This window comes from Nitrosospira multiformis (assembly GCF_900111585.1).
Classification (GTDB): Bacteria; Pseudomonadota; Gammaproteobacteria; order Burkholderiales; family Nitrosomonadaceae; genus Nitrosospira; species Nitrosospira multiformis_B.
On the sequence record NZ_FOHI01000007.1, the window covers coordinates 1 to 17,882 of the forward strand.

Annotated in this window: 17 protein-coding genes; 9 read left to right on the forward strand and 8 right to left on the reverse strand. The window is 53.8% G+C overall.

Annotated elements, in window-relative coordinates:
* Window positions 1-4 precede the first annotated feature (4 nt).
* Window positions 5-139: a PEP-CTERM sorting domain-containing protein gene (locus tag BMW46_RS10935; RefSeq protein ID WP_081355785.1), complete on the forward strand. Its 135-nt coding sequence runs from the start codon at window positions 5-7 to the stop codon at window positions 137-139.
* Between the two features lie 61 nt (window positions 140-200).
* Here BMW46_RS10935 and BMW46_RS10940 read toward each other — a convergent pair whose 3' ends face one another.
* The 4 genes from BMW46_RS10940 to BMW46_RS10955 all read right to left on the reverse strand — a co-directional run bounded on the left by BMW46_RS10940 (window position 201) and on the right by BMW46_RS10955 (window position 5,169).
* Window positions 201-1,295 carry a PepSY-associated TM helix domain-containing protein gene (locus BMW46_RS10940; protein WP_074708454.1) on the reverse strand — a complete coding sequence of 365 codons (1,095 nt, stop codon included), beginning with the start codon at window positions 1,293-1,295 and terminating at the stop codon, window positions 201-203.
* Window positions 1,296-1,392: 97 nt separating this feature from the next.
* Window positions 1,393-3,654, reverse strand: a complete 2,262-nt coding sequence (locus BMW46_RS10945) for a TonB-dependent siderophore receptor (RefSeq protein WP_256377041.1) — start codon at window positions 3,652-3,654, stop codon at window positions 1,393-1,395.
* 653 nt (window positions 3,655-4,307) lie between these two features.
* Window positions 4,308-4,595, reverse strand: a complete 288-nt coding sequence (locus BMW46_RS10950) for a hypothetical protein (RefSeq protein WP_074708457.1) — start codon at window positions 4,593-4,595, stop codon at window positions 4,308-4,310.
* Between the two features lie 373 nt (window positions 4,596-4,968).
* The gene (locus BMW46_RS10955; protein ID WP_074708460.1) at window positions 4,969-5,169 is read right to left on the reverse strand and encodes a hypothetical protein; all 201 of its coding nucleotides are present in this window, start codon (window positions 5,167-5,169) and stop codon (window positions 4,969-4,971) included.
* 304 nt (window positions 5,170-5,473) lie between these two features.
* On the opposite strand from BMW46_RS10955, the gene BMW46_RS15825 reads away from it, so the two are divergent.
* The 8 genes from BMW46_RS15825 (at window position 5,474) to BMW46_RS10995 (ending at window position 14,820) form a co-directional block, all read left to right on the forward strand.
* Window positions 5,474-5,605 (forward strand): hypothetical protein, encoded by a 132-nt coding sequence (locus BMW46_RS15825; RefSeq protein WP_256377042.1) that lies wholly within the window; start codon window positions 5,474-5,476, stop codon window positions 5,603-5,605.
* Between the two features lie 46 nt (window positions 5,606-5,651).
* Entirely contained in the window at window positions 5,652-6,470 is an 819-nt protein-coding gene (locus BMW46_RS10960; protein WP_074708462.1) for a c-type cytochrome, read from the forward strand.
* An 8-nt stretch (window positions 6,471-6,478) separates the two neighbouring features.
* Entirely contained in the window at window positions 6,479-7,870 is a 1,392-nt protein-coding gene (locus tag BMW46_RS10965) for a cbb3-type cytochrome c oxidase subunit I (protein WP_074708465.1), read from the forward strand.
* 11 nt (window positions 7,871-7,881) lie between these two features.
* A complete protein-coding gene (locus BMW46_RS10970) occupies window positions 7,882-8,727 on the forward strand; it encodes a CbbQ/NirQ/NorQ/GpvN family protein (RefSeq protein WP_256377043.1) in 846 nt (281 codons plus the stop codon).
* Window positions 8,728-8,799: 72 nt separating this feature from the next.
* Window positions 8,800-10,833 carry a nitric oxide reductase activation protein NorD gene (locus tag BMW46_RS10975; protein ID WP_074708468.1) on the forward strand — a complete coding sequence of 678 codons (2,034 nt, stop codon included), beginning with the start codon at window positions 8,800-8,802 and terminating at the stop codon, window positions 10,831-10,833.
* Between the two features lie 207 nt (window positions 10,834-11,040).
* The gene (locus BMW46_RS10985) at window positions 11,041-12,486 is read left to right on the forward strand and encodes an amino acid permease (protein WP_074708473.1); all 1,446 of its coding nucleotides are present in this window, start codon (window positions 11,041-11,043) and stop codon (window positions 12,484-12,486) included.
* A 71-nt stretch (window positions 12,487-12,557) separates the two neighbouring features.
* On the forward strand, window positions 12,558-14,216 hold the full coding sequence (locus BMW46_RS10990; protein ID WP_074708476.1) for a glycoside hydrolase family 13 protein: 1,659 nt from the start codon (window positions 12,558-12,560) through the stop codon (window positions 14,214-14,216).
* A gap of 106 nt (window positions 14,217-14,322) precedes the next feature.
* Window positions 14,323-14,820: a hypothetical protein gene (locus BMW46_RS10995; protein ID WP_074708478.1), complete on the forward strand. Its 498-nt coding sequence runs from the start codon at window positions 14,323-14,325 to the stop codon at window positions 14,818-14,820.
* 133 nt (window positions 14,821-14,953) lie between these two features.
* Here BMW46_RS10995 and yut read toward each other — a convergent pair whose 3' ends face one another.
* From yut to ureE, 4 genes are all read right to left on the reverse strand, one after another.
* Complete coding sequence (gene yut / locus BMW46_RS11000; protein WP_074708481.1) at window positions 14,954-15,919, reverse strand: urea transporter; 966 nt, start codon at window positions 15,917-15,919, stop codon at window positions 14,954-14,956.
* Between the two features lie 76 nt (window positions 15,920-15,995).
* Complete coding sequence (ureG, locus tag BMW46_RS11005; protein WP_074708484.1) at window positions 15,996-16,637, reverse strand: urease accessory protein UreG; 642 nt, start codon at window positions 16,635-16,637, stop codon at window positions 15,996-15,998.
* A 19-nt stretch (window positions 16,638-16,656) separates the two neighbouring features.
* Window positions 16,657-17,337, reverse strand: coding sequence for an urease accessory protein UreF (locus BMW46_RS11010; protein ID WP_074708486.1), 681 nt, complete (start codon window positions 17,335-17,337; stop codon window positions 16,657-16,659).
* Between the two features lie 2 nt (window positions 17,338-17,339).
* Window positions 17,340-17,873 carry an urease accessory protein UreE gene (gene ureE / locus BMW46_RS11015; RefSeq protein ID WP_074708489.1) on the reverse strand — a complete coding sequence of 178 codons (534 nt, stop codon included), beginning with the start codon at window positions 17,871-17,873 and terminating at the stop codon, window positions 17,340-17,342.
* Between the last annotated feature and the right edge of the window lie 9 nt (window positions 17,874-17,882).

A 17,882-nucleotide genomic window follows, 5' to 3' on the forward strand; every position in this document is an offset into this window, starting at 1 on the left:
CACGATGACCTTTACTGTCACTCAGGTTCCGACCATTCCCGAACCGGAAACTTATGCCATGCTGCTTGCAGGACTCGGGTTGATGGGTGCCATGGCGAAACGTCGAAGCGATAAGCAAAACCTTGAGCCAGTTTTGTAAGCTTCCACAAACCCCGTCCACTTGGGCGGGGTTTTTAACTCCTGTCATCATCTCTGTCACTCTATTTACGCACTTTCACCTTACTTCGGTTCCTCCACATGATATAACCGGTAGCAAACAGAATAAGGGGTGAAAAACCGATCAGCAGCTGGAGGACGCGCGTCGTTAACCCTCCTGTCTCCCCGATATGGAGGGGGTAGAGATTATTATAAATCCGCGTGCCCATAGATGCAGTCAGCGCATTCTCTACAAACAGCACTTTCCCGGTGTATTGATCGAAATAGATGAAACTTCTGCCGTTGGGGTGCCATTCTTCCGGCAGCTTTTTTCGTACCACCACTGAGGCCTGCGGCGTTTGAGGAAAATTAACCCAGGTGGTAGGCGCCGGCAGGATGCGGTCGGCTTCACGCAATAAATCGTCAATTGAAAGGTTCACCTGCCCTCTTCCATCAGGGTTGGAAGGAGGGGGTGTTGGCCGGGGCGGACTGGCGGCCAAAAAATTTACAAATTCAGCCACCGGTTTGTTGAACACCAGCGAGATGCCTGTAAAGGCAATGAGCAGAAGAAAAAGAACCGCGTAGATACCCAGCGCACGATGAATATCAAAAACGAGCTTCTTGGTCGGTGCAGACCAACTGATTTTTAGGCCGCGGGAAATCTTTCCGTTTCGCGGCCACCACAATATCAGGCCAGTAACGCTCATGCACAGCAGCAGTAGGGCGCTGACACCTAGAATGGTCTTGCCGGGTTCGCCAATCAGGAGCTCCGTATGAACGAGCGCGAGCCATCCCATAAACGTTTCATCCTGCCGGTGCCCGCCCAGCAACTGGCCACTATAAGGATCCACATACACGAACAAGCCATGCGCATCGTTCATCTTGAGCAGATAGGTTTGCTGTGACCCGCGGGGCATACGCACGGAAAGGAGCTTATCTTGTGGATAAGCACGTTTGACTGTATCCAGCACCGTCTGCAGGGAGACAGCATTCGAGTTATTGCTAGCCATATCTGCCTGCATCCATTCAGGATGGATAAGCGTCTCGATCTCTTCCCGAAAAACGATCATGCTTCCGGTCAGGCCGCTCAACACCAGAAATAATCCGGCTGCCAACCCCATATATAAATGGAAGTTGAAAATGACTCTTCGAATTCTCATGAAATTCTCAGGCGAACCGTGAGAGAGTAAACCCAAGCATAGGGTGCTCGCCTTCTCGCCTCAAACCAAGCTAACCGGCCAAGGGGTATCCCGATAATCAGAATTCGACCCGAGCCACGGTTTTGGCCATGATAGGAGCCCCTACACCGAGCAAGCCATTACCTGCTGTGCTCCAGTAGTTGCTGTTGGTTACGTTATCCACCACCGCCTGGATCGTGGTGCGCTTGCCAGCTATGCGGGTTGCGTAGCGCGCATTAAGGGACAATATAGCGTAGTCATCCACGAAAGCCTGATTTGCAGTGTTGACTGGACGCCTGCCCACATAGTACACACCGGCGCCAAGGGCCAAGCCGGGCACGCTCTGCAAACGATACTCCGCAAAGAGGCTCGCCGTACGCTCCGGCGTGTTATCCGGTATCCGGCCAAACGTCGCAGGATTATCCCTATTTAACTGCTTGGCCTCCATGAACAGGGCTGATCCGATAAGGGACAGTTGCTTGGTTATCTCCCCGGAAGCCGCCAGCTCAAAGCCGCTATACTGCGCCATCCCGTTCAAAACAAAGCGGTTGGCTGCATCAATAGTAGTCGAGGCGCGTTTGATATCGAAGTAGGCTACTTGCAGCAGTATTCCTTCCGCGATCATCGCCTTTACACCCGCTTCCTTTTGCTTTGATACCGCCGGGGCCAGGATCTCGCCGCTATTGGCGCGATTAGCCGGCGCCTGCCCGCTCTCTTCGACTCCCTCAATGTAACTTGCATAGAGCGATACATTGGGAATGATCTTGTACAGCAGTGACAGCGATGGATTAACGTTGGTTGCCTTAAAGTGAGTGTTGGTTCCGACACTCTCATAGAAACTGCCGCGCACTCCCAACATTACCTGCAGTCTGTCCGCAATCAAAATGCGATCGGATAGATACACGCCCAGGTCCGTTATCTTTGAAAAGTTAGAGCGAAATAGAGCGCTGGGGGATAATCGCGCGATGTCATTCGGATGGAACAGATTCTGCGCCACATCGGCAGTAGATGAAGTGCGCGGATCCTGGCTCCGTTCGTTGCCGACAAAACCCAGGGATACTTCATGCGTGATGAACTGGCCCGGCAAGCGACCGAAAACTTCTGCACGGAGATTTTCGTTATCCCAAACCTGATTCCGATTAAAGAAAATGCGCAGCGTACCCTGGCCCGTGGCAAGATTGTAATTCTGGAACTGGGAAAAATTCCGATCGCGCATGGTGCGCGCCTTACCGGCTTCAAGTAACAATGCCCAGTTATCGCTCAGCGCGTAATCGGCGCGAAGCAGCAGGTTGGTCGCTTCGGCATCATATTTCTGCCACTCCCCCGCAAGGTTGCGGCGGGCATTCGGAACAGGCGGCAGCGTTATCACACCATTCACCGCTGCAGGCGCCTGGATCGCCGCCTGCTCAGAAACCTCCTTACGATAATGTTCCACATCGAACTTGATGGACAGTTGATCGGTGACCCGCCAGTCGAAGGCGCCTGACATCAGCGCCCGATATCCGGAAAAATTATGAATACCGATATCTTCTCTCCCGGCGAGAAGATTGATACGCGCTCCGAATTGCTGCGCATCCCCAAAGCGCCGGCCAAGGTCAATGTGGGTGTTGGCGCCGCCATAGATATTCGCCATCAACGAAACATTAGTGATGGGATCCTTGCCAGCGCGCTTGGTGACCATGTTGACAATGCCAGAGGGAGGCACAAATCCATAATACAGAGAGGAGACGCCTTTAAGTACTTCGACGCGCTCCTTGTTCTCCATCGGAATATCGATCAGGTTGATGATCGGCATGAATCCATTGAGCCGATAATTGCTGCGATTCTCCACGAGAATCCCGCGGATCGAGAGATTGTCGTAAGTGGAACCGTTGAGTTGCGCGCGAGTCACGCCAGCTGTATTGCGCAAGGCACCGAACAAGCTGGTAGTTGCTTGCGCATCAAGTACCTCCCGTGTCACGACATTGCTGGTCTGGGGTACATCGATAGGCGCCATGTCGCGGAATGTGCCCACCTGCACGGTATCCGACTTGAAGCTCCCTACACGCTCACTCCTGACGGTCACAGTGGGAAGCTGTTTACCGGCCTCAGCCTGACTTGAATCCTGAACAGTCGGGGTTTGGCTGGAAGCTTGAGTTTGGCTTAAAGTCTGGACCTGGGTGGCGCCCTGCGCATCCTGATTTGGAGTCTGTGCGTTTGCATGCATTGTCCAGCAAGCCAAAGAAAGCGCAACGAGGGCGAATAAATCCACTTTCAATGCCGGGAGCCGGAAGACCCTCTTGTGAGACAGGTTGCGCCGAGACCGGTGAAATGCTGCAGTTTTTTTGTTCTTATTTTTCATGTGGCTACGTCATAAAAAAGCCGGCCAGCGATTAACTGGCAGGCTCTGGAATAAAAATATGGCTGGCTTGCCCGAAAGCGGGCTGGCGGGCTAAAAGCTGCCGGGAAAGGAGGACCTGGCAGCAACGGATAACCTGTATTTGGTTTTTTTGGCTTTTTCTCGAATATTCCTGGTTTTCTTGTTTTGCCGGCTACCGAGAAAAGCCGAGAAAGAATCTGAGGTAAAACTTTTTTATGCCAACGCTAACCCTTCTCCCCTATCGTTAACGCTGCGACATCTCCTTAGATATTACTTGTAGCTCTGCAAAACCAAAAACCAAATTTAATACGAATGATTCTCATTATACCTAGCAATGGGAAAAAAGCAAATCATAATCGTTGTCTTCAGGGGAGCAGTAGAAAGCATTCCCTGTCCAAGTCAATAATTTCTGGGAGATTGTCTTGACGAAGCAAGTCCTAAGGAAGGGCAAATCAAAAATAGGCGCCTTCAAGGCTGAAGACTTTACTAGGCAGATTTGTTGGTATAGACAAATCCGCGATGTGTAGGAACCTTGTGGATCGTATTATTCATCCACAAGGTTCCTCAATTGAAACGACTTATATGACTGATAGAGTCCGTGTGAAGTCAAAGGCAGAATTGTAAAAACCTGCTGATCAATCTTTATCAATCTCGATAAGTTTCCCATCCTCGCTAACTTTGATTTCGATCTTCTTGCCGTCGGGCTGTCTCACATCAGCTTCGTAAATGGTTGTCTTCTTGCCACTTATCATCTCGGTTTCTTTCTCGATCTCCTCGATCGCGCCCTGACCCGAGTTTTCAGTTATCGTTTTCTGAGCCGCAGCGGGAACATCGGACCATTGAACTTTTTCATCGGCAAAAACCGACACTGAAAATGCCAGGGCAACAGGTAAGAAAATCGCAACAAATGGTTTTTTATTCATGAATGGATCTCCTTATGAAAAACAAGTGGCTAAGGATGAGCGTCGTGATGTGAGCAAAGGAACCATGGCAAAAAACGCAACCTTTGATTATTAGATCAGGAGGATCGCAAATCATCCGTACGTTATCGAACAGTACGATGCGACGTATTGCAAGTGTGGGAAACCTATCGTCGGGTCTGTTAGTTTTACTTACTCAAGTAAGTCGCTACCCGCATCCTGACCCCCGAAGTGGTGTCCCGCCGCAGAGGGCTTCAGCTATACACAATCCTTTTACAGGCGATTTACAGCGTGAAAGAAAATAACCTTACCGTGGTATTTGATCTCGGGGATGTGCTGATCGACTGGAATAAGGGATTTGCCACAGAAGCCTAATTTACTGCTCGTCTATCCACGCGCGGGCTGCCACATTAGCCGCCTCATATGCCTTTTCTTCGTCGTGCAAAGGCTCCACGAAGCTTTCGTAAACCACTATGCCTTCATCATCCATTATCCTGTAGCGGCCATTCCAGAGACCACTGGCATCGTCCCGCTCCGATGCAGTAATGATCGTGTACCCTTTATAGTCAGTATTCATATTGCCTCCATAGGTAAACTGACGATGATAATTGTGAACCGACGTATATCGATGTTCCCTCTCCTCAGTTGGAGAGGGGCGGTATAGCAAACGTTCATTACCAACCCATGCTCCCATTCGAGCCAAATCCCTTAAATTCCTTACGCCCCTTGCTCCGCATCCATTCGGGAATAGAGATGACAAACTTGCCCGGCGTCAACAAATCTTTTCCCCATTTGTACTATTCTATGAATATTAGAGTTGCAAATTCAACAGAAGTCGGATTCCTCGCACCACTTCCCCGATAGTAAAACCTGGAGTTGTCATGCCGCCTCGCCCACCCCGCTATTTTCTTCCCTTCAAAATCCTCAGCATCGTCGTAATCGTATCAATCGCGCTGGCGATAACCTACGCCGCCCTGATCTCGCTTAAGAACTGGTACGGCATCAGCGTATAAGCTCTGCCATAGCAGTACTCGTCTCTAACATTTCAAAGAGGTATCGATGACCAAACGACAGGGACGGCTTTTTTTTATCATTTGTACCCTTATTTCCGCCACCGTCTTCATTGGCCTTACATTCGACAGTCATCGGCGCTTTCCCGGGCTTACCAATGAAGACAAGCTGACGCCCGAGATCATCAGGGGAAAAGATGTCTGGCATAACAACAACTGCATCAACTGCCACACCCTCCTGGGAGAGGGAGGTTACTATGCGCCCGATCTGACCAAGATTACCCAGCAGCGGGGCACGCCTTATCTCACCGCATTCCTGAAGGACCCTTCCCAGTTCTACTCCGAGGAAAAGCATCGGCGTCTGATGCCGAACCCGAAACTGAGCGATGCGGAAATCAGCGAGGTCATCGCCTTTCTCGACTGGGTCGGTCACATCGATAACCAAGGTTGGCCCCCGCGTCCCATTATCGTATCCGGCACAACGATTCCAGGTACCGATGTCGGCCAACCTCCAACCCATGCTTCTGTTTCCACGGATCCGGTCGCGCAGGGGGAAGCGCTCTTCCGCTCCTCACCTCCCGCTTGCAATGCCTGCCATTCGATTGCTTCTGGAGCAAACCTGGCAGGACCTACCCTCGCTGGGCTTGCCACCCGTGCCGCGGCAATCATTGCCTCTCCTGAATATAAGGGAGAAGCGAAGACGCCCACCGACTATATTCGCGAATCCATTACCCATCCCAGTGCCTATCTCGTTCCTGGAGCCATGTATTCCGCCAACAGTCAGTCGTTTATGCCCGATAATTTTGCTGCCGATCTTGAGCCGCAGCAAATCGACAGTCTCGTTGCTTATCTTGAAACCTTGAAATAGGAGAAGCCATGCGCTACCGCTCACAGTCGATCGCATACTGGTATTTCGCCGTCGCCATGTGCCTGTTCGGCCTGCAACTGGTATTCGGGCTGCTCACTGCGAGCAAGTACCTCGGGCCCGACCCCCTTCTGAATTTCCTCCCTTTCGACAAAACCAAGGCCATCCACACCAATCTTCTGATTGTCTGGGTGCTTACCGGATTCATGGGCGCAACCTACTACGTGGTGCCGGAGGAATCACGCAGCGAAATCTATAGCGTCAAACTGGGCTACATCCAGCTTATCGCCTGGACACTGATGGGAGTGACGGCGGTTGTCGGTTATATGTTCGGCTGGACCGCCGGCAACAAAATGCTGGAGCAACCGTTCCCGCTGAAGATCGTGGTTGTCATTGTCATGCTGATGTTTCTGTATAACATCCTTATGACAATCAAGCGGGCGGGACGCTGGACCGTTACCGAAGGAGTGCTGGTAGCCGGCCTGGCGTTTGCGGCAATCCTGTATCTGCCGGCCCTGATCGAATATGAAAATTATACCGTCAGCATCTTCTATCGATGGTGGACGATCCACTTGTGGGTGGAAGGCGTATGGGAGATGATACAAGGCGGACTGCTCGCGTATCTACTGATCCGGTTGTCGGGCGCCGATCGGGAAGTCATGGAAAAATGGCTGTACGTGATCGTCGGCCTGGTTTTCATGGCCGGCATCCTGGGCACCGCGCATCACTATTACTGGGTAGGCGTGCCTCATTACTGGCTGCCTATCGGCGGTTTCTTCAGCGCCCTGGAACCGGTGGCGCTCCTCGGCATGGCAATGTATGCATACTTTGCCATGCGGCGCGCCGGGTTTTCCCACCCCAACTCGCTGGCCGTACACTGGACTATCGGCAGCACCGTATTCACGGTATTTGGCGCCGGGCTGCTCGGATTCGCGCATACTTGGCCGAGCGTCAACAAATGGACGCACGGCACGCTCATCACCGCCATGCACGGCCATGGGGCTTTCTACGGCGCCTACGCCATGACCGTGCTGGCCATGATCAGTTATACCCTGCCCCACCTCACCAGCGATCGTAAAGTGGAGGGAAGCAGTATCGGCTACTGGGCGTTCTGGATGCAGGTGATGGGAATGTTCGGCATGACGCTCTCCTTCGGCACGGCTGGCATCGGGCAGGTTTACCTGGAGCGAATCCTCGGCCTGGGCTATCTCGATACACAGTTGAAACTGCAGGTGCATTTCCTGATGCTGATCGCCACCGCATCAGTATTCGCCACGGGAGCAGCCCTGTTCATCTGGAATTTTTTCCGAACTGCGCCCAGATCCGTCGCGGCAATTGATTCCAGCACATCCGCACCCGATCTTGCCCCAGCCGGTCATGCCAACTCCGCCGTTAGCGGATAGATTGCGCGATAATGGAGGATTCGTTAATCCAGACCGCTGCTTCAGAAAATACGCGTCAGGACGTACCGCATCCGCAGACTGAAGAGCCTTATTACCTTCCTTTCGGCGATGAAGTAAGCATTTTTACGCAATGCCATCGGCGCCACCTCGCCGTCATGCTGAAAGGACCGACGGGCTGTGGAAAAACGCGTTTTGTCGAGCACATGGCCTGGCGCCTGAAGCGGCTCCTCATCATCGTATCCTGTCACGATGATCTGACCGCGGCGGATCTCGTGGGCCGCTTTCTGATACGCGATAACGCCACCGTATGGCAGGATGGTCCGCTCACGCGCGCTGTTCGCACTGGCGCAATCTGCTATCTCGACGAAGTGGTTGAAGCGCGGCAGGATGCAGTCGTCGTTATCCACCCTTTGACGGACTATCGGCGTGTTCTCCCTATCGATAAAACCGGTGAACTGATTGAGGCCACCCCAGGTTTTCAGCTTGTCATTTCATATAATCCCGGTTATCAGCATGTAACCAAGGACCTCAAGCCGAGCACTCGCCAACGCTTTGTCGCGCTTGATTTCGACTTTCCACCTCCTGAACGGGAAGCCGAGATCATCATTCACGAGAGTGGCGCGGAACACGCCATGGCGCATGATCTCGTGGCGCTGGCCGGACGCATCCGCGGTCTGGCAGACCGTGGTCTCGCCGAAGTACCCAGCACGCGCCTGCTGGTGGCAACAGCCCGCCTCATCGCCAACGGAATTGCCCCCCGACTGGCCTGTCATGTTGCACTTGTGTCTCCATTATCCGATGATCCTGCCCTCGTGGCCGCGATGCGGGATCTCGTAGATGCAATGCTGCTGGATTGAACACCCCTTAGCCAAACCTCCTCGTGCGAACCCCCGTTCTTTCTTATACCCTTTTTCCAGCACTGTTTCCGCATGGCCGAACCTGAAGGACTCATTATCGATGCCGCCCGCCAGGCAACTGCTTTCGTATCCCGTCTGTGGGACAATGACAACAACGTACCGGATAATTCCTGCACGCTGTCCACCTGCCGCCAACGCCTGGAATTTCTCCTGTCGGCCGTTCACGGGCACGCTGTATCGCTGCGGGTCGCCCAACCTCCGCCGCCGCCATCTGCGCTATCCCGGCTGTTTGGCCGCATCCCGCGACATCTGATCGAAACCCGCCCGTTGCCGGCGAACGATGGCGCCACGATTTTCCTGCCCATGCAGCTTCATCTGAGCGAACAGAGCGAGCTTTCTCCGCATTATTTCTTTCGACTGCTCGCCCTGCAGCAAGCCGCGCGTGCCCAGCGGCGGGCACAACAAATGGTGTCCGCTGATGCGTTGTTGACACTTGATCTTTTCCAGCTGAGCGAAGCAGCTGCTGCAGATCATGCTCTCGCTCTTCATTTTGCCGGACTGCGGCATGACTTTGCGGCCTTGCGCCGGGCGATGCTGTCGCAGCGACCGCAGCCTGCGCTTCTGAACGGGGTCGAACAGGCGGTGGAAGAACTTTATTGTGGCGTACTCAAGGCTTGTCCGTATGACATTCCTCCCCCGCTTGCTCTTGCGCGGAAACCCGAGGATTCGCTTGACTGGGCGATAGAGATGAGCATGAAGATCTCAACTCGAGCAAGGATGCCCGCGGTTCGCTATCGAGGATGCGCCAAGGATCTGTGGTGGGGTAAGATGCTGCCGCCCTCCTCCGGAAATCAACCTATCCGATACGAGGAAGCACTCCGGGATATGACGCAGCCTTCCGCAAGCCCCCGGCGCAGCGCAAATCTTTCCCGTCGTCCGCAAGCCCGGGAAAGAACTCCCGATGAGGATGACGAAACGCAAGGGATGTGGATGGTGCAGAAGGATGATCCGCAGCAGCACGTCGAAGACCCTGCGGGCCTCCAGCGGCCGGCTGACCGTGACGACGACGCTGATGCTGGCGATCTGGCGGATTCCCTGTCCGAACTGCCGGAAGCACAGCTCATCTCATCTTCGAAAACCGTGCGCGAACTTCTGCTGGCGGATGATCCCCTTGACCAACGGACGACGCTCGTCCTCCCCGGCAAGGGAGCGGCGCACGGCATTGCCTACCCGGAATGGGATTTCCGCGTTTCGCGTTATCACAAGGAGGGTGCCATCGTTCGGCTTCAACCGCCATTGCTGGGAGATGTCGCCTGGGCAGAGTCCGTGGTGGCAAGACGCCCTGCTCTGCTGCGGCAGGTTCAGCTTCGACTTGAGGGACTGCGACCGCGGCGGATTCGCTACTACCGCCAACCGGAAGGAGAGGAGATCGATATCAACGCCTGCGTGAATGCCTTCGCGGAACGACGAGCAGGCTTGCCCCCGCAGGATTGCTTGTATCAATCAGTAAAAGCAGCGCGGCGCGACATTGCCGTTGCATTGCTGATCGATATCAGCGGCTCGACCGATGGATGGGTTTCCCAGGAGCTGCGCATCATCGACGTTGAAAAGGAAGCACTGCTGCTCGTTTATCTGGCATTGACCAAACTGGGTGATCCTTTCTGCATTTATGCCTTTTCGGGAGAAAGCGCGCAAAATGTCTCGTTGTGGCCCTTGAAGAACTTTGAAGAGAACGACCGGACACTTGTCCAGCGCCGCATTGCAGCATTGGAACCGCAGCTCTACACGCGCGCGGGGGCAGCGATTCGCCACACCACCGGCCTGCTCACTGCCACCAGCGCCCGGTATCGCCTGCTTATCCTGCTGTCGGATGGAAAACCCAACGATGTCGATCGCTACGAGGGTCGCTACGGAGTGGAAGACATGCGTCAGGCCGTGGCCGAAGCCCGCCTCCAGGCCATTCATCCGTTCTGCATTACTGTCGACCGGCACGCGCCGCACTATCTTGCCCGGGTGTTTGGCGCGCGGCACTACGCCGTATTGCAGCAGGCGGAAACGCTTCCTGTTGTCCTGGCAGACGTGCTCAGAAGGCTGATCAGGCAGTGAGCTTCACTCCTCTGTCGACCCACGAATTGCCGTCATCCCACGCATTCCTGCGATAATTCTTCCTCAGCCTAGCCGTTTTCCCCACAGCATTTTGGTTTGCGGTGGCCTGCTGGTTTAAAATAACGATCTTGCCCATAACCGCCGAGCTTGAGCGAAACCGGTTAAAATCCAACTGAAATCCTTTGCATCTATTACTGGAGAAACATTGTGCTGTTTGAGCGCGTCAAACCTGTGGCTCACATCCTGGAGTCGGCTAAAACCCGAGGGCTCAAACGACAGCTTGGCGCATTTGATCTGACCATGCTGGGAATCGGCGCCGTCATCGGCACCGGCATCTTTGTATTGACTTCGGTTGCCGCGGCCAAGGCCGGCCCCGGCATGATGTTTTCCTTCCTCATAGCCGGGTTCGTCTGCGCGCTGGCCGCCCTTGTCTATTCTGAAATTGCCGCGATCGTACCAGTGGCAGGATCGGCCTACACCTACTCTTACGCGGTGTTCGGTGAACTCGTCGCATGGATGGTCGGCTGGGCGCTGATTCTGGAGTATGCGATCGCCGCAGCGGCGGTAGCCGTTGGCTGGTCCGGTTATATCAATGGCTTCCTGAACGAAATAGGCTATGGGCTGCCGCTGGCCCTGACGGCAGGACCGGCGGACATGATTGTCGGGCCGGATGGCACCCCATCGGCAGGAGGATTCAATCTGCTGGCATTTCTGGTGTCGTTGTTCGTCACCGTGCTGCTGGTCATGGGCACGACAAAAAGCGCCAGGTTTACTGCAGTTCTGGTTGTCATAAAAATTATCGCACTTACCGCATTTATCGTTCTCGCCCTGCCGGCGGTAAATTCCATAAACTTCCAACCCATGCTGCCCAACGGATGGGGCACACCGCTTTCAGGAGTGGGAATCCTAGGTGCCGCTGCCTCCATCTTCTTTGCCTATGTCGGATTCGATGCTGTTTCGACCGCAGCCGAAGAAACGAGCAACCCAAACCGTAATGTGCCGATAGGGTTGATAGCTTCATTGACGATTTGCACCCTCATTTATCTTGTCGTCGCCTACGCCGCGGTCGGAGCAGTGGGAGCGCAGCCGGGAGGTGATTTGTCCCTCTCCAAAGAACCGCTGGCATTTGTGCTGCGCGAGGTCGGTTACCCAACCATAGGCAACTGGGTGGCTTCGGCAGCAATTGTCGCACTGCCCTCTGTCGTCCTCATGATGCTCTATGGGCAGACCCGCGTCCTCTTCACCATGTCTCATGATGGATTGATGCCCGGTATTTTTTCTCATGTACACAAACGCTTTCACACTCCCCATATTGTCACCCTGGTCACCGGAACGGCCGTCGCGCTGTTCGCTGCCATGTTTCCGGTAGGCATGCTGGCCGATATTTCCAATTCCGGGACGCTCTTCGCTTTCTTCATGGTCGCTCTCGGCGTGATGGTCCTGCGACGCCGGGCACCCGATCTCCATCGGCCTTTCAAGACCCCTATGCTGTGGATGGTCGGCCCACTGGCGATGGGTGGCTGCGGTCTGCTGTTCGTCAGCCTGGGGTGGGAGACAATCAGGCTATTTCTTGCATGGGCAGGTACCGGTCTGATTATCTATTTCGCTTACGCCCGCAAGCACAGTCATCTTGGAAAACAGCAGGCAAACTAGTGCTTTCAGATTAAAATGGCCAGAATGCGTTTCAAGCCCGATACCATGATTTTCGGTCCACCGCCAATTCCATGAGTCGCACTGCCCTTGACAATTCGAACGCTGAAGGCGAATGGTGGAAGAAAACCACCGTTTATCATGTCTATGTGCGTTCTTTTTACGACTCCAATGGCGATGGAATCGGAGATATCCAAGGCATCATTAAAAAACTGGATTATCTGCACGATCTCGGATATGAAACAATCTGGGTGTCGCCCTTCACGCAAAGTCCACAAAAAGACTTCGGCTACGACATCAGCGATTACCTCTCCATCTCTCCTGAATATGGGGATATGCCGCTCTTTGAGAAACTGGTTGAAGAGGTGCACCGCCGCAACATGAAACTGGTATTCGACCTGGTGCTGAATCACACTTCGAGCGAGCATTCCTGGTTCACCGAATCCGCAAGCTCGCGCGACAACCCCAAAGCCGACTGGTATGTTTGGAAAGATGGGAAAGGCAAAAAGGGTTTGAGGCCCCCGAATAACTGGCGCGCCATGGCGGGTAACAAAGCCTGGACTTACCACCCCCAACGGAAGCAATTCTATTACACTGCTTTCCTCCCTTTTCAGCCCGACCTGAACTACCACAACCCGGAAGTCAAACAGGCAATGTTCGAAGTCATCAGATTCTGGCTGAACAAGGGGGTGGATGGATTTCGTCTCGATATCATCAGTGCCATCTACGAGGACTCCGAGTTACGCAGTAATCCTCCCAGTCCCCGTCTGACCCCATCGGATAAATCGCTGTCCATTTTTTTCCAGAACCTGAAAAACAATTTTCTCCACGAAAAGAGCTTTGAATTCGCTACCGAGTTGCGGCGCGTAGTGGATGAGTTCGATAACCCCAAAAGGGTGCTTATCGGGGAATCACATGGAGATGAAGCACTGATCCATCGCTTCTGTCAAAACGATGGACAGCATGGGTTGCACGCTGTTTTCCTTTTCAAGGCCATTTCCACACCTTTCAAGGCGGAAAAATACCGCGAAATGCTGATGATATTCGAGAAGCATTTTCCCGAACCGCTGATACCCACTCTCGTCTTTGCCAACCACGACCGTAACCGTGTCATCAGCCGCCTGGGAGGGAGTATAGAAAAGGCAAAACTGCTGGCGCTGTTCCAGTTTACCTGCCGGGGGATTCCCTTCACCTATTTCGGTGATGAGATTGGCATACCTCGGGTAAGAATTCCCCTGAAAGACGGAAAAGATGCGATTGCCATCCAGCATAAATGGGTACCTCAGTTTCTGGTTGATCGCAGCAGTGAAATTCTAAATCGCGACGAATGCCGTACTCCAATGCTATGGAATGAAAGGCCCAGGGCAGGCTTTTGTGAGAGTTCAGCAGAGCCCTGGTTGCCGGTAGCAGACAGCTTCAGGGAAATAAATGTGGACAAACAGATTTCGGAACCCCATTCCCTTCTCAATTTTTACAGGAAAATCATCCAACTCCGCAACAGGACGCCAAGCTTGCATACAGGGAGCCTCGAAATCTTGCATGACCTCTGCGACCGGAAAATTCTCGCCTACCGCCGAATATTCAATGAAGAGAAGCACGTGGTGCTCCTCAACATGTCCCACCAGCGGATTAAAACTCCCTTGAATAAACCAGTGTTGCTTTCCACGCACTCTCAAAGCCCTGCGCATCAATTACAACCTTTCGAAGGGCGCATCATCAACGAATCGCATTGACAATGGCAGCGGGAATCTTTCTTTCTCGCTGAGAAGGATGCGGGCTAACCCCGTCGGTTCCATTTGAATGATTTTTTTCAATATCTACCAGGAAGGAGTATGACTTGTGGTAATTCTTCAAGCTTTAACGCGTAACATCATTTCTGCAATCCTGTCTGCAATCCTCATGCTGCCGACGGTGTTGCTGGCCGATGCAACCAGCAGACCACTCAAGGCAAGCGTAGAGACCCATGAACAGCCTGGATTCAGAGCGGATTGCCCTTCCAAATTCGGTGGTACCACTACAGGTATCGGCAAAAGTACCCACATGGGTAAGGTTTCGCTCAAGGCCATCGACTGCATTACCCCGATGGAGGATCATTTTATTTTCGAGGGCACGTTCACCTTGACGGGGGCAAACGGCGACACCGTTACCGGCCTCTACAAAGGTGCATTTGTGCCGGCCGATGATCAATCCAGGTACAACCTGACGGATGCGAAATTTGAAATAAGCGGCGGAACGGGGCGTTTTCGCGGAGCAAAGGGAATTGCGGAATTGAAAGGAGATCAGGATATCGCAACCGGGAAAGGAAAAATTGAAATTGATGGAACGGTTTCATACTGAGGCAATAAATGTGCGAAGGGTAATAGCAAGCAGCAGCATAGTGTTCCAATAACATTCACAGAAAGGACGATAGCAAACGTCAGCTGATTTTATTTCGGACATTTCAGCCCGGACACAACCATAAGACCCCTGCTCACCCTTCTTCGGCATCTGGGTCGATCCAGTATCTGGACATTCCCGCGGCAAACAGGAACATCCACATGACCAGAACAAACGGGAACGTGAGAGTCGGCAGGCCTACAGGGGTCAGAAAGCTGGCAAGGCCTGCCTGGCATACAACTGTCATCACGCCCGCCAGCACGGCGAGAGCGGCACTTTTCCCGCTGGGTTTGAGAAACACCCAGCCAATGGCCATCATCGTCAAAACCGGATTGAATGCGTACAGGCCCATTTCGATCGCATTCAGGTTTGCGTTCAGAAGGGTCGGGAAGATGATCCCCACAAATGCTCCGCTTATTGCCATCAGGGCGCCGCGCAGGGAAACAATGGCGATGCCGGCCAGAAACAGAATACCGACTGTCACACTGTCCGCGAACATGACTTCGCCCACCCCTTTGAATAGCGCAACGGGCCAGTTTTCTACGGCCAGGCCGCTCGCGCCGGGAACAGCAACAGGAATACCGGCAGCCGGCAAAACGGGACTGCGGGTGAAACTTTCAAAACCATAGACCGCGACCAGGAACATCCACGAGGTCAGGACAAACGGCGAGGTCGAGGCTGGGATCTGGTAGGGGCGAAGAATTCGCATGAGAGCAGCCAGCACGACACTCGATAATATCGATGCGAGAATGACGTACAGCCATAGCTGCGGAGAATGCTCCAGAAACAGGAACAGACAGGGACCTACCAGCGTCCCGTTGAAACCATACAGGCCAGCGTCGATATCCTTTTTCGAGAATCCCAGCAGATGGGCAGTCACGGTACTCGTGACCACTCCTACGGTTGCCGCTGCCCCGGCAGCCACTCCGCCGATAAAGAGCGCTATCAGAAAAATGAGTCCGGTTACCGCGTTACAGCAGAAAAATACCTGTCCAACACCTCTCAGAATCACCCGCAGGGGTTGGGGGAACGCGCTATCGACTCGGGATGCCCAGTCCATGATATATGGAAACCCTTACAAAACCATGTATGAAAGATGCAGTAGCGCGCTTTTGCCAAGCTGCCGGAAAAGGAAATCAGGCATGATGATGCTGCGACCGGACCTCATCCAGCAGTCCCTGCTTCACGATGAAGTCGATTACCTGGTCGACTCCTTCTCCCGTATGCAGGTTGGTGAATACGAAGGGCCGCTCGCCACGCATTTTCTTGGCGTCACGCGCCATGACCTCGAGATTTGCTCCCACGTAGGGAGCAAGATCGATCTTGTTGATGATGAGTAATGCAGCACGGGTAATACCGGGTCCGCCCTTGCGCGGCACTTTTTCGCCCCCGGCCACGTCTATGACATAGATCGTCAGATCGGAAAGTTCGGGGCTGAAGGTGGAAGCAAGGTTGTCGCCACCCGATTCAATCAGAATGAGATCGAGTTCCGGAAAATCGGCGGTCATGCGCGCAACGGCCTCGAGATTGATGGAAGCATCCTCCCTGATGGCCGTATGGGGACATCCCCCCGTTTCCACGCCCATCAGACGCTCTGGAGGCAGCGCATCGGCGCGCAGGAGAATTTCCATATCTTCCCTGGTATAGATATCATTGGTGATGACAGCCATTTCATAACGATCGCGCATTCTCTTGCTGAGCGCTTCACACAAGGCCGTTTTTCCGGAACCTACGGGACCACCAATTCCGACACGGAGTGGATTAGATTGTTTGTTCATTTTCTGTTCCCATCAAGAACTACGATCGATAGATCCGGCTGTATTGAACCTCATGTTGCATCGACAACAGCGACAAGCCGGGAGCCCAGCTCGACAACTCATCGTCCGTAAGCTGGCTTGCGCGAATCGAGCAGGCCTCAATGACGGGATGCAGGGACAATAGCAACCGCTGCCCCGAAAGCTGGCCAAGCGGAACCGATTTGACACAGGCCAGCACCTGATTCTCGGCCATTGAAAACAGCATGCCCAGCAAGCTTTCTTCGTGCGGGATGCCCAACCCTTCGGCAGCACATGCGAACGCCGTGGGTAGGGGAATCGCCTGCTGGTTTTCCAAGATCGCCCGCATCGAATCATCCCCGAGCTTGAGATCGATGATCAGCTTTGCCAGTGAATACCCCATCTGTATCGTTTCGGCACGAAACTCCGCAGTCTCGCGGGAAGCGACAAAGCATTCCGTCCAGAAGTTCACCGCAGTCTCATCCCGCTCCGAAAAGGCCTTCAACAGACGCCGCAGAATCGGCAACTCGAAATCCGTAAAAATTCCCAGCATTTCAACGAGCCATTCGCGCGCGGAGGTTTCATCTCGAACCAATCCTTGCTCAATGGCCGATTCCAGCCCCTGGGAATATGTATAAGCCCCGATCGGAAGCGAAGGGCTGGCAAGGTGCAACAGGGCCAGCAGGGCGCGGTATTCTTTCATTATTACCGGGAAGGAATATCGGAGGGACGGTGGATTTTCTGATGCACCGGAATCGGAGCGAGCGGACCATGAGCATGGCCCTGGCTCGACTCCCCATGATGGTGATGATGCCCTCCGCTGCCGTAAGCCCCCGCCTCCGGCTCGAACTGTGCATCTTCCTCGATGACTGTTGCCCCGAGTCCCTCCAGCATTTCCTTCAGCACGTTGTCGCGGGCGATGCGCAAAAACCCTTCACCCACCTGGGTCTGAGTATGGCGGTTACCCAGATGGAAGGCACAACGCAGCAAGTCATGCGGGTTTGCACACGTGATGCGGTAGGTGGATTCCTGTGCGGCAACGATCTGAACCACGCGACCGTCGTCCCCCATGAGAAAATCGTTGTTCCGCAGCACCGTGCCCCGCGGGATGAAAATGGCCACTTCTTCCCCTGAGGGAAGCGCGGTGCGCAAGCGGCTGTTTTCGCGCAGCTCATACGGTAGCACGAGCTGTGCGGATACTTTGTCCGCAGTGCTTATCCTGGTGTTCAAGGTGAGCATCTATAGCCC

Coding starts and splice junctions, on each gene's coding strand:
- BMW46_RS10970 (WP_256377043.1), top strand. CDS start 7,882: ATGGAGGATTCGTTAATCCAGACCGCTGCTTCAGAAAATACGCGTCAG.
- BMW46_RS10950 (WP_074708457.1), bottom strand. CDS start 4,595: ATGAATAAAAAACCATTTGTTGCGATTTTCTTACCTGTTGCCCTGGCA.
- BMW46_RS10940 (WP_074708454.1), bottom strand. CDS start 1,295: ATGAGAATTCGAAGAGTCATTTTCAACTTCCATTTATATATGGGGTTG.
- BMW46_RS10935 (WP_081355785.1), top strand. CDS start 5: ATGACCTTTACTGTCACTCAGGTTCCGACCATTCCCGAACCGGAAACT.
- BMW46_RS10975 (WP_074708468.1), top strand. CDS start 8,800: ATGGCCGAACCTGAAGGACTCATTATCGATGCCGCCCGCCAGGCAACT.
- ureE (WP_074708489.1), bottom strand. CDS start 17,873: ATGCTCACCTTGAACACCAGGATAAGCACTGCGGACAAAGTATCCGCA.
- BMW46_RS10945 (WP_256377041.1), bottom strand. CDS start 3,654: ATGAAAAATAAGAACAAAAAAACTGCAGCATTTCACCGGTCTCGGCGC.
- BMW46_RS10990 (WP_074708476.1), top strand. CDS start 12,558: ATGAGTCGCACTGCCCTTGACAATTCGAACGCTGAAGGCGAATGGTGG.
- BMW46_RS10955 (WP_074708460.1), bottom strand. CDS start 5,169: ATGAATACTGACTATAAAGGGTACACGATCATTACTGCATCGGAGCGG.
- yut (WP_074708481.1), bottom strand. CDS start 15,919: ATGGACTGGGCATCCCGAGTCGATAGCGCGTTCCCCCAACCCCTGCGG.
- BMW46_RS10965 (WP_074708465.1), top strand. CDS start 6,479: ATGCGCTACCGCTCACAGTCGATCGCATACTGGTATTTCGCCGTCGCC.
- ureG (WP_074708484.1), bottom strand. CDS start 16,637: ATGAACAAACAATCTAATCCACTCCGTGTCGGAATTGGTGGTCCCGTA.
- BMW46_RS11010 (WP_074708486.1), bottom strand. CDS start 17,337: ATGAAAGAATACCGCGCCCTGCTGGCCCTGTTGCACCTTGCCAGCCCT.
- BMW46_RS15825 (WP_256377042.1), top strand. CDS start 5,474: ATGCCGCCTCGCCCACCCCGCTATTTTCTTCCCTTCAAAATCCTCAGC.
- BMW46_RS10960 (WP_074708462.1), top strand. CDS start 5,652: ATGACCAAACGACAGGGACGGCTTTTTTTTATCATTTGTACCCTTATT.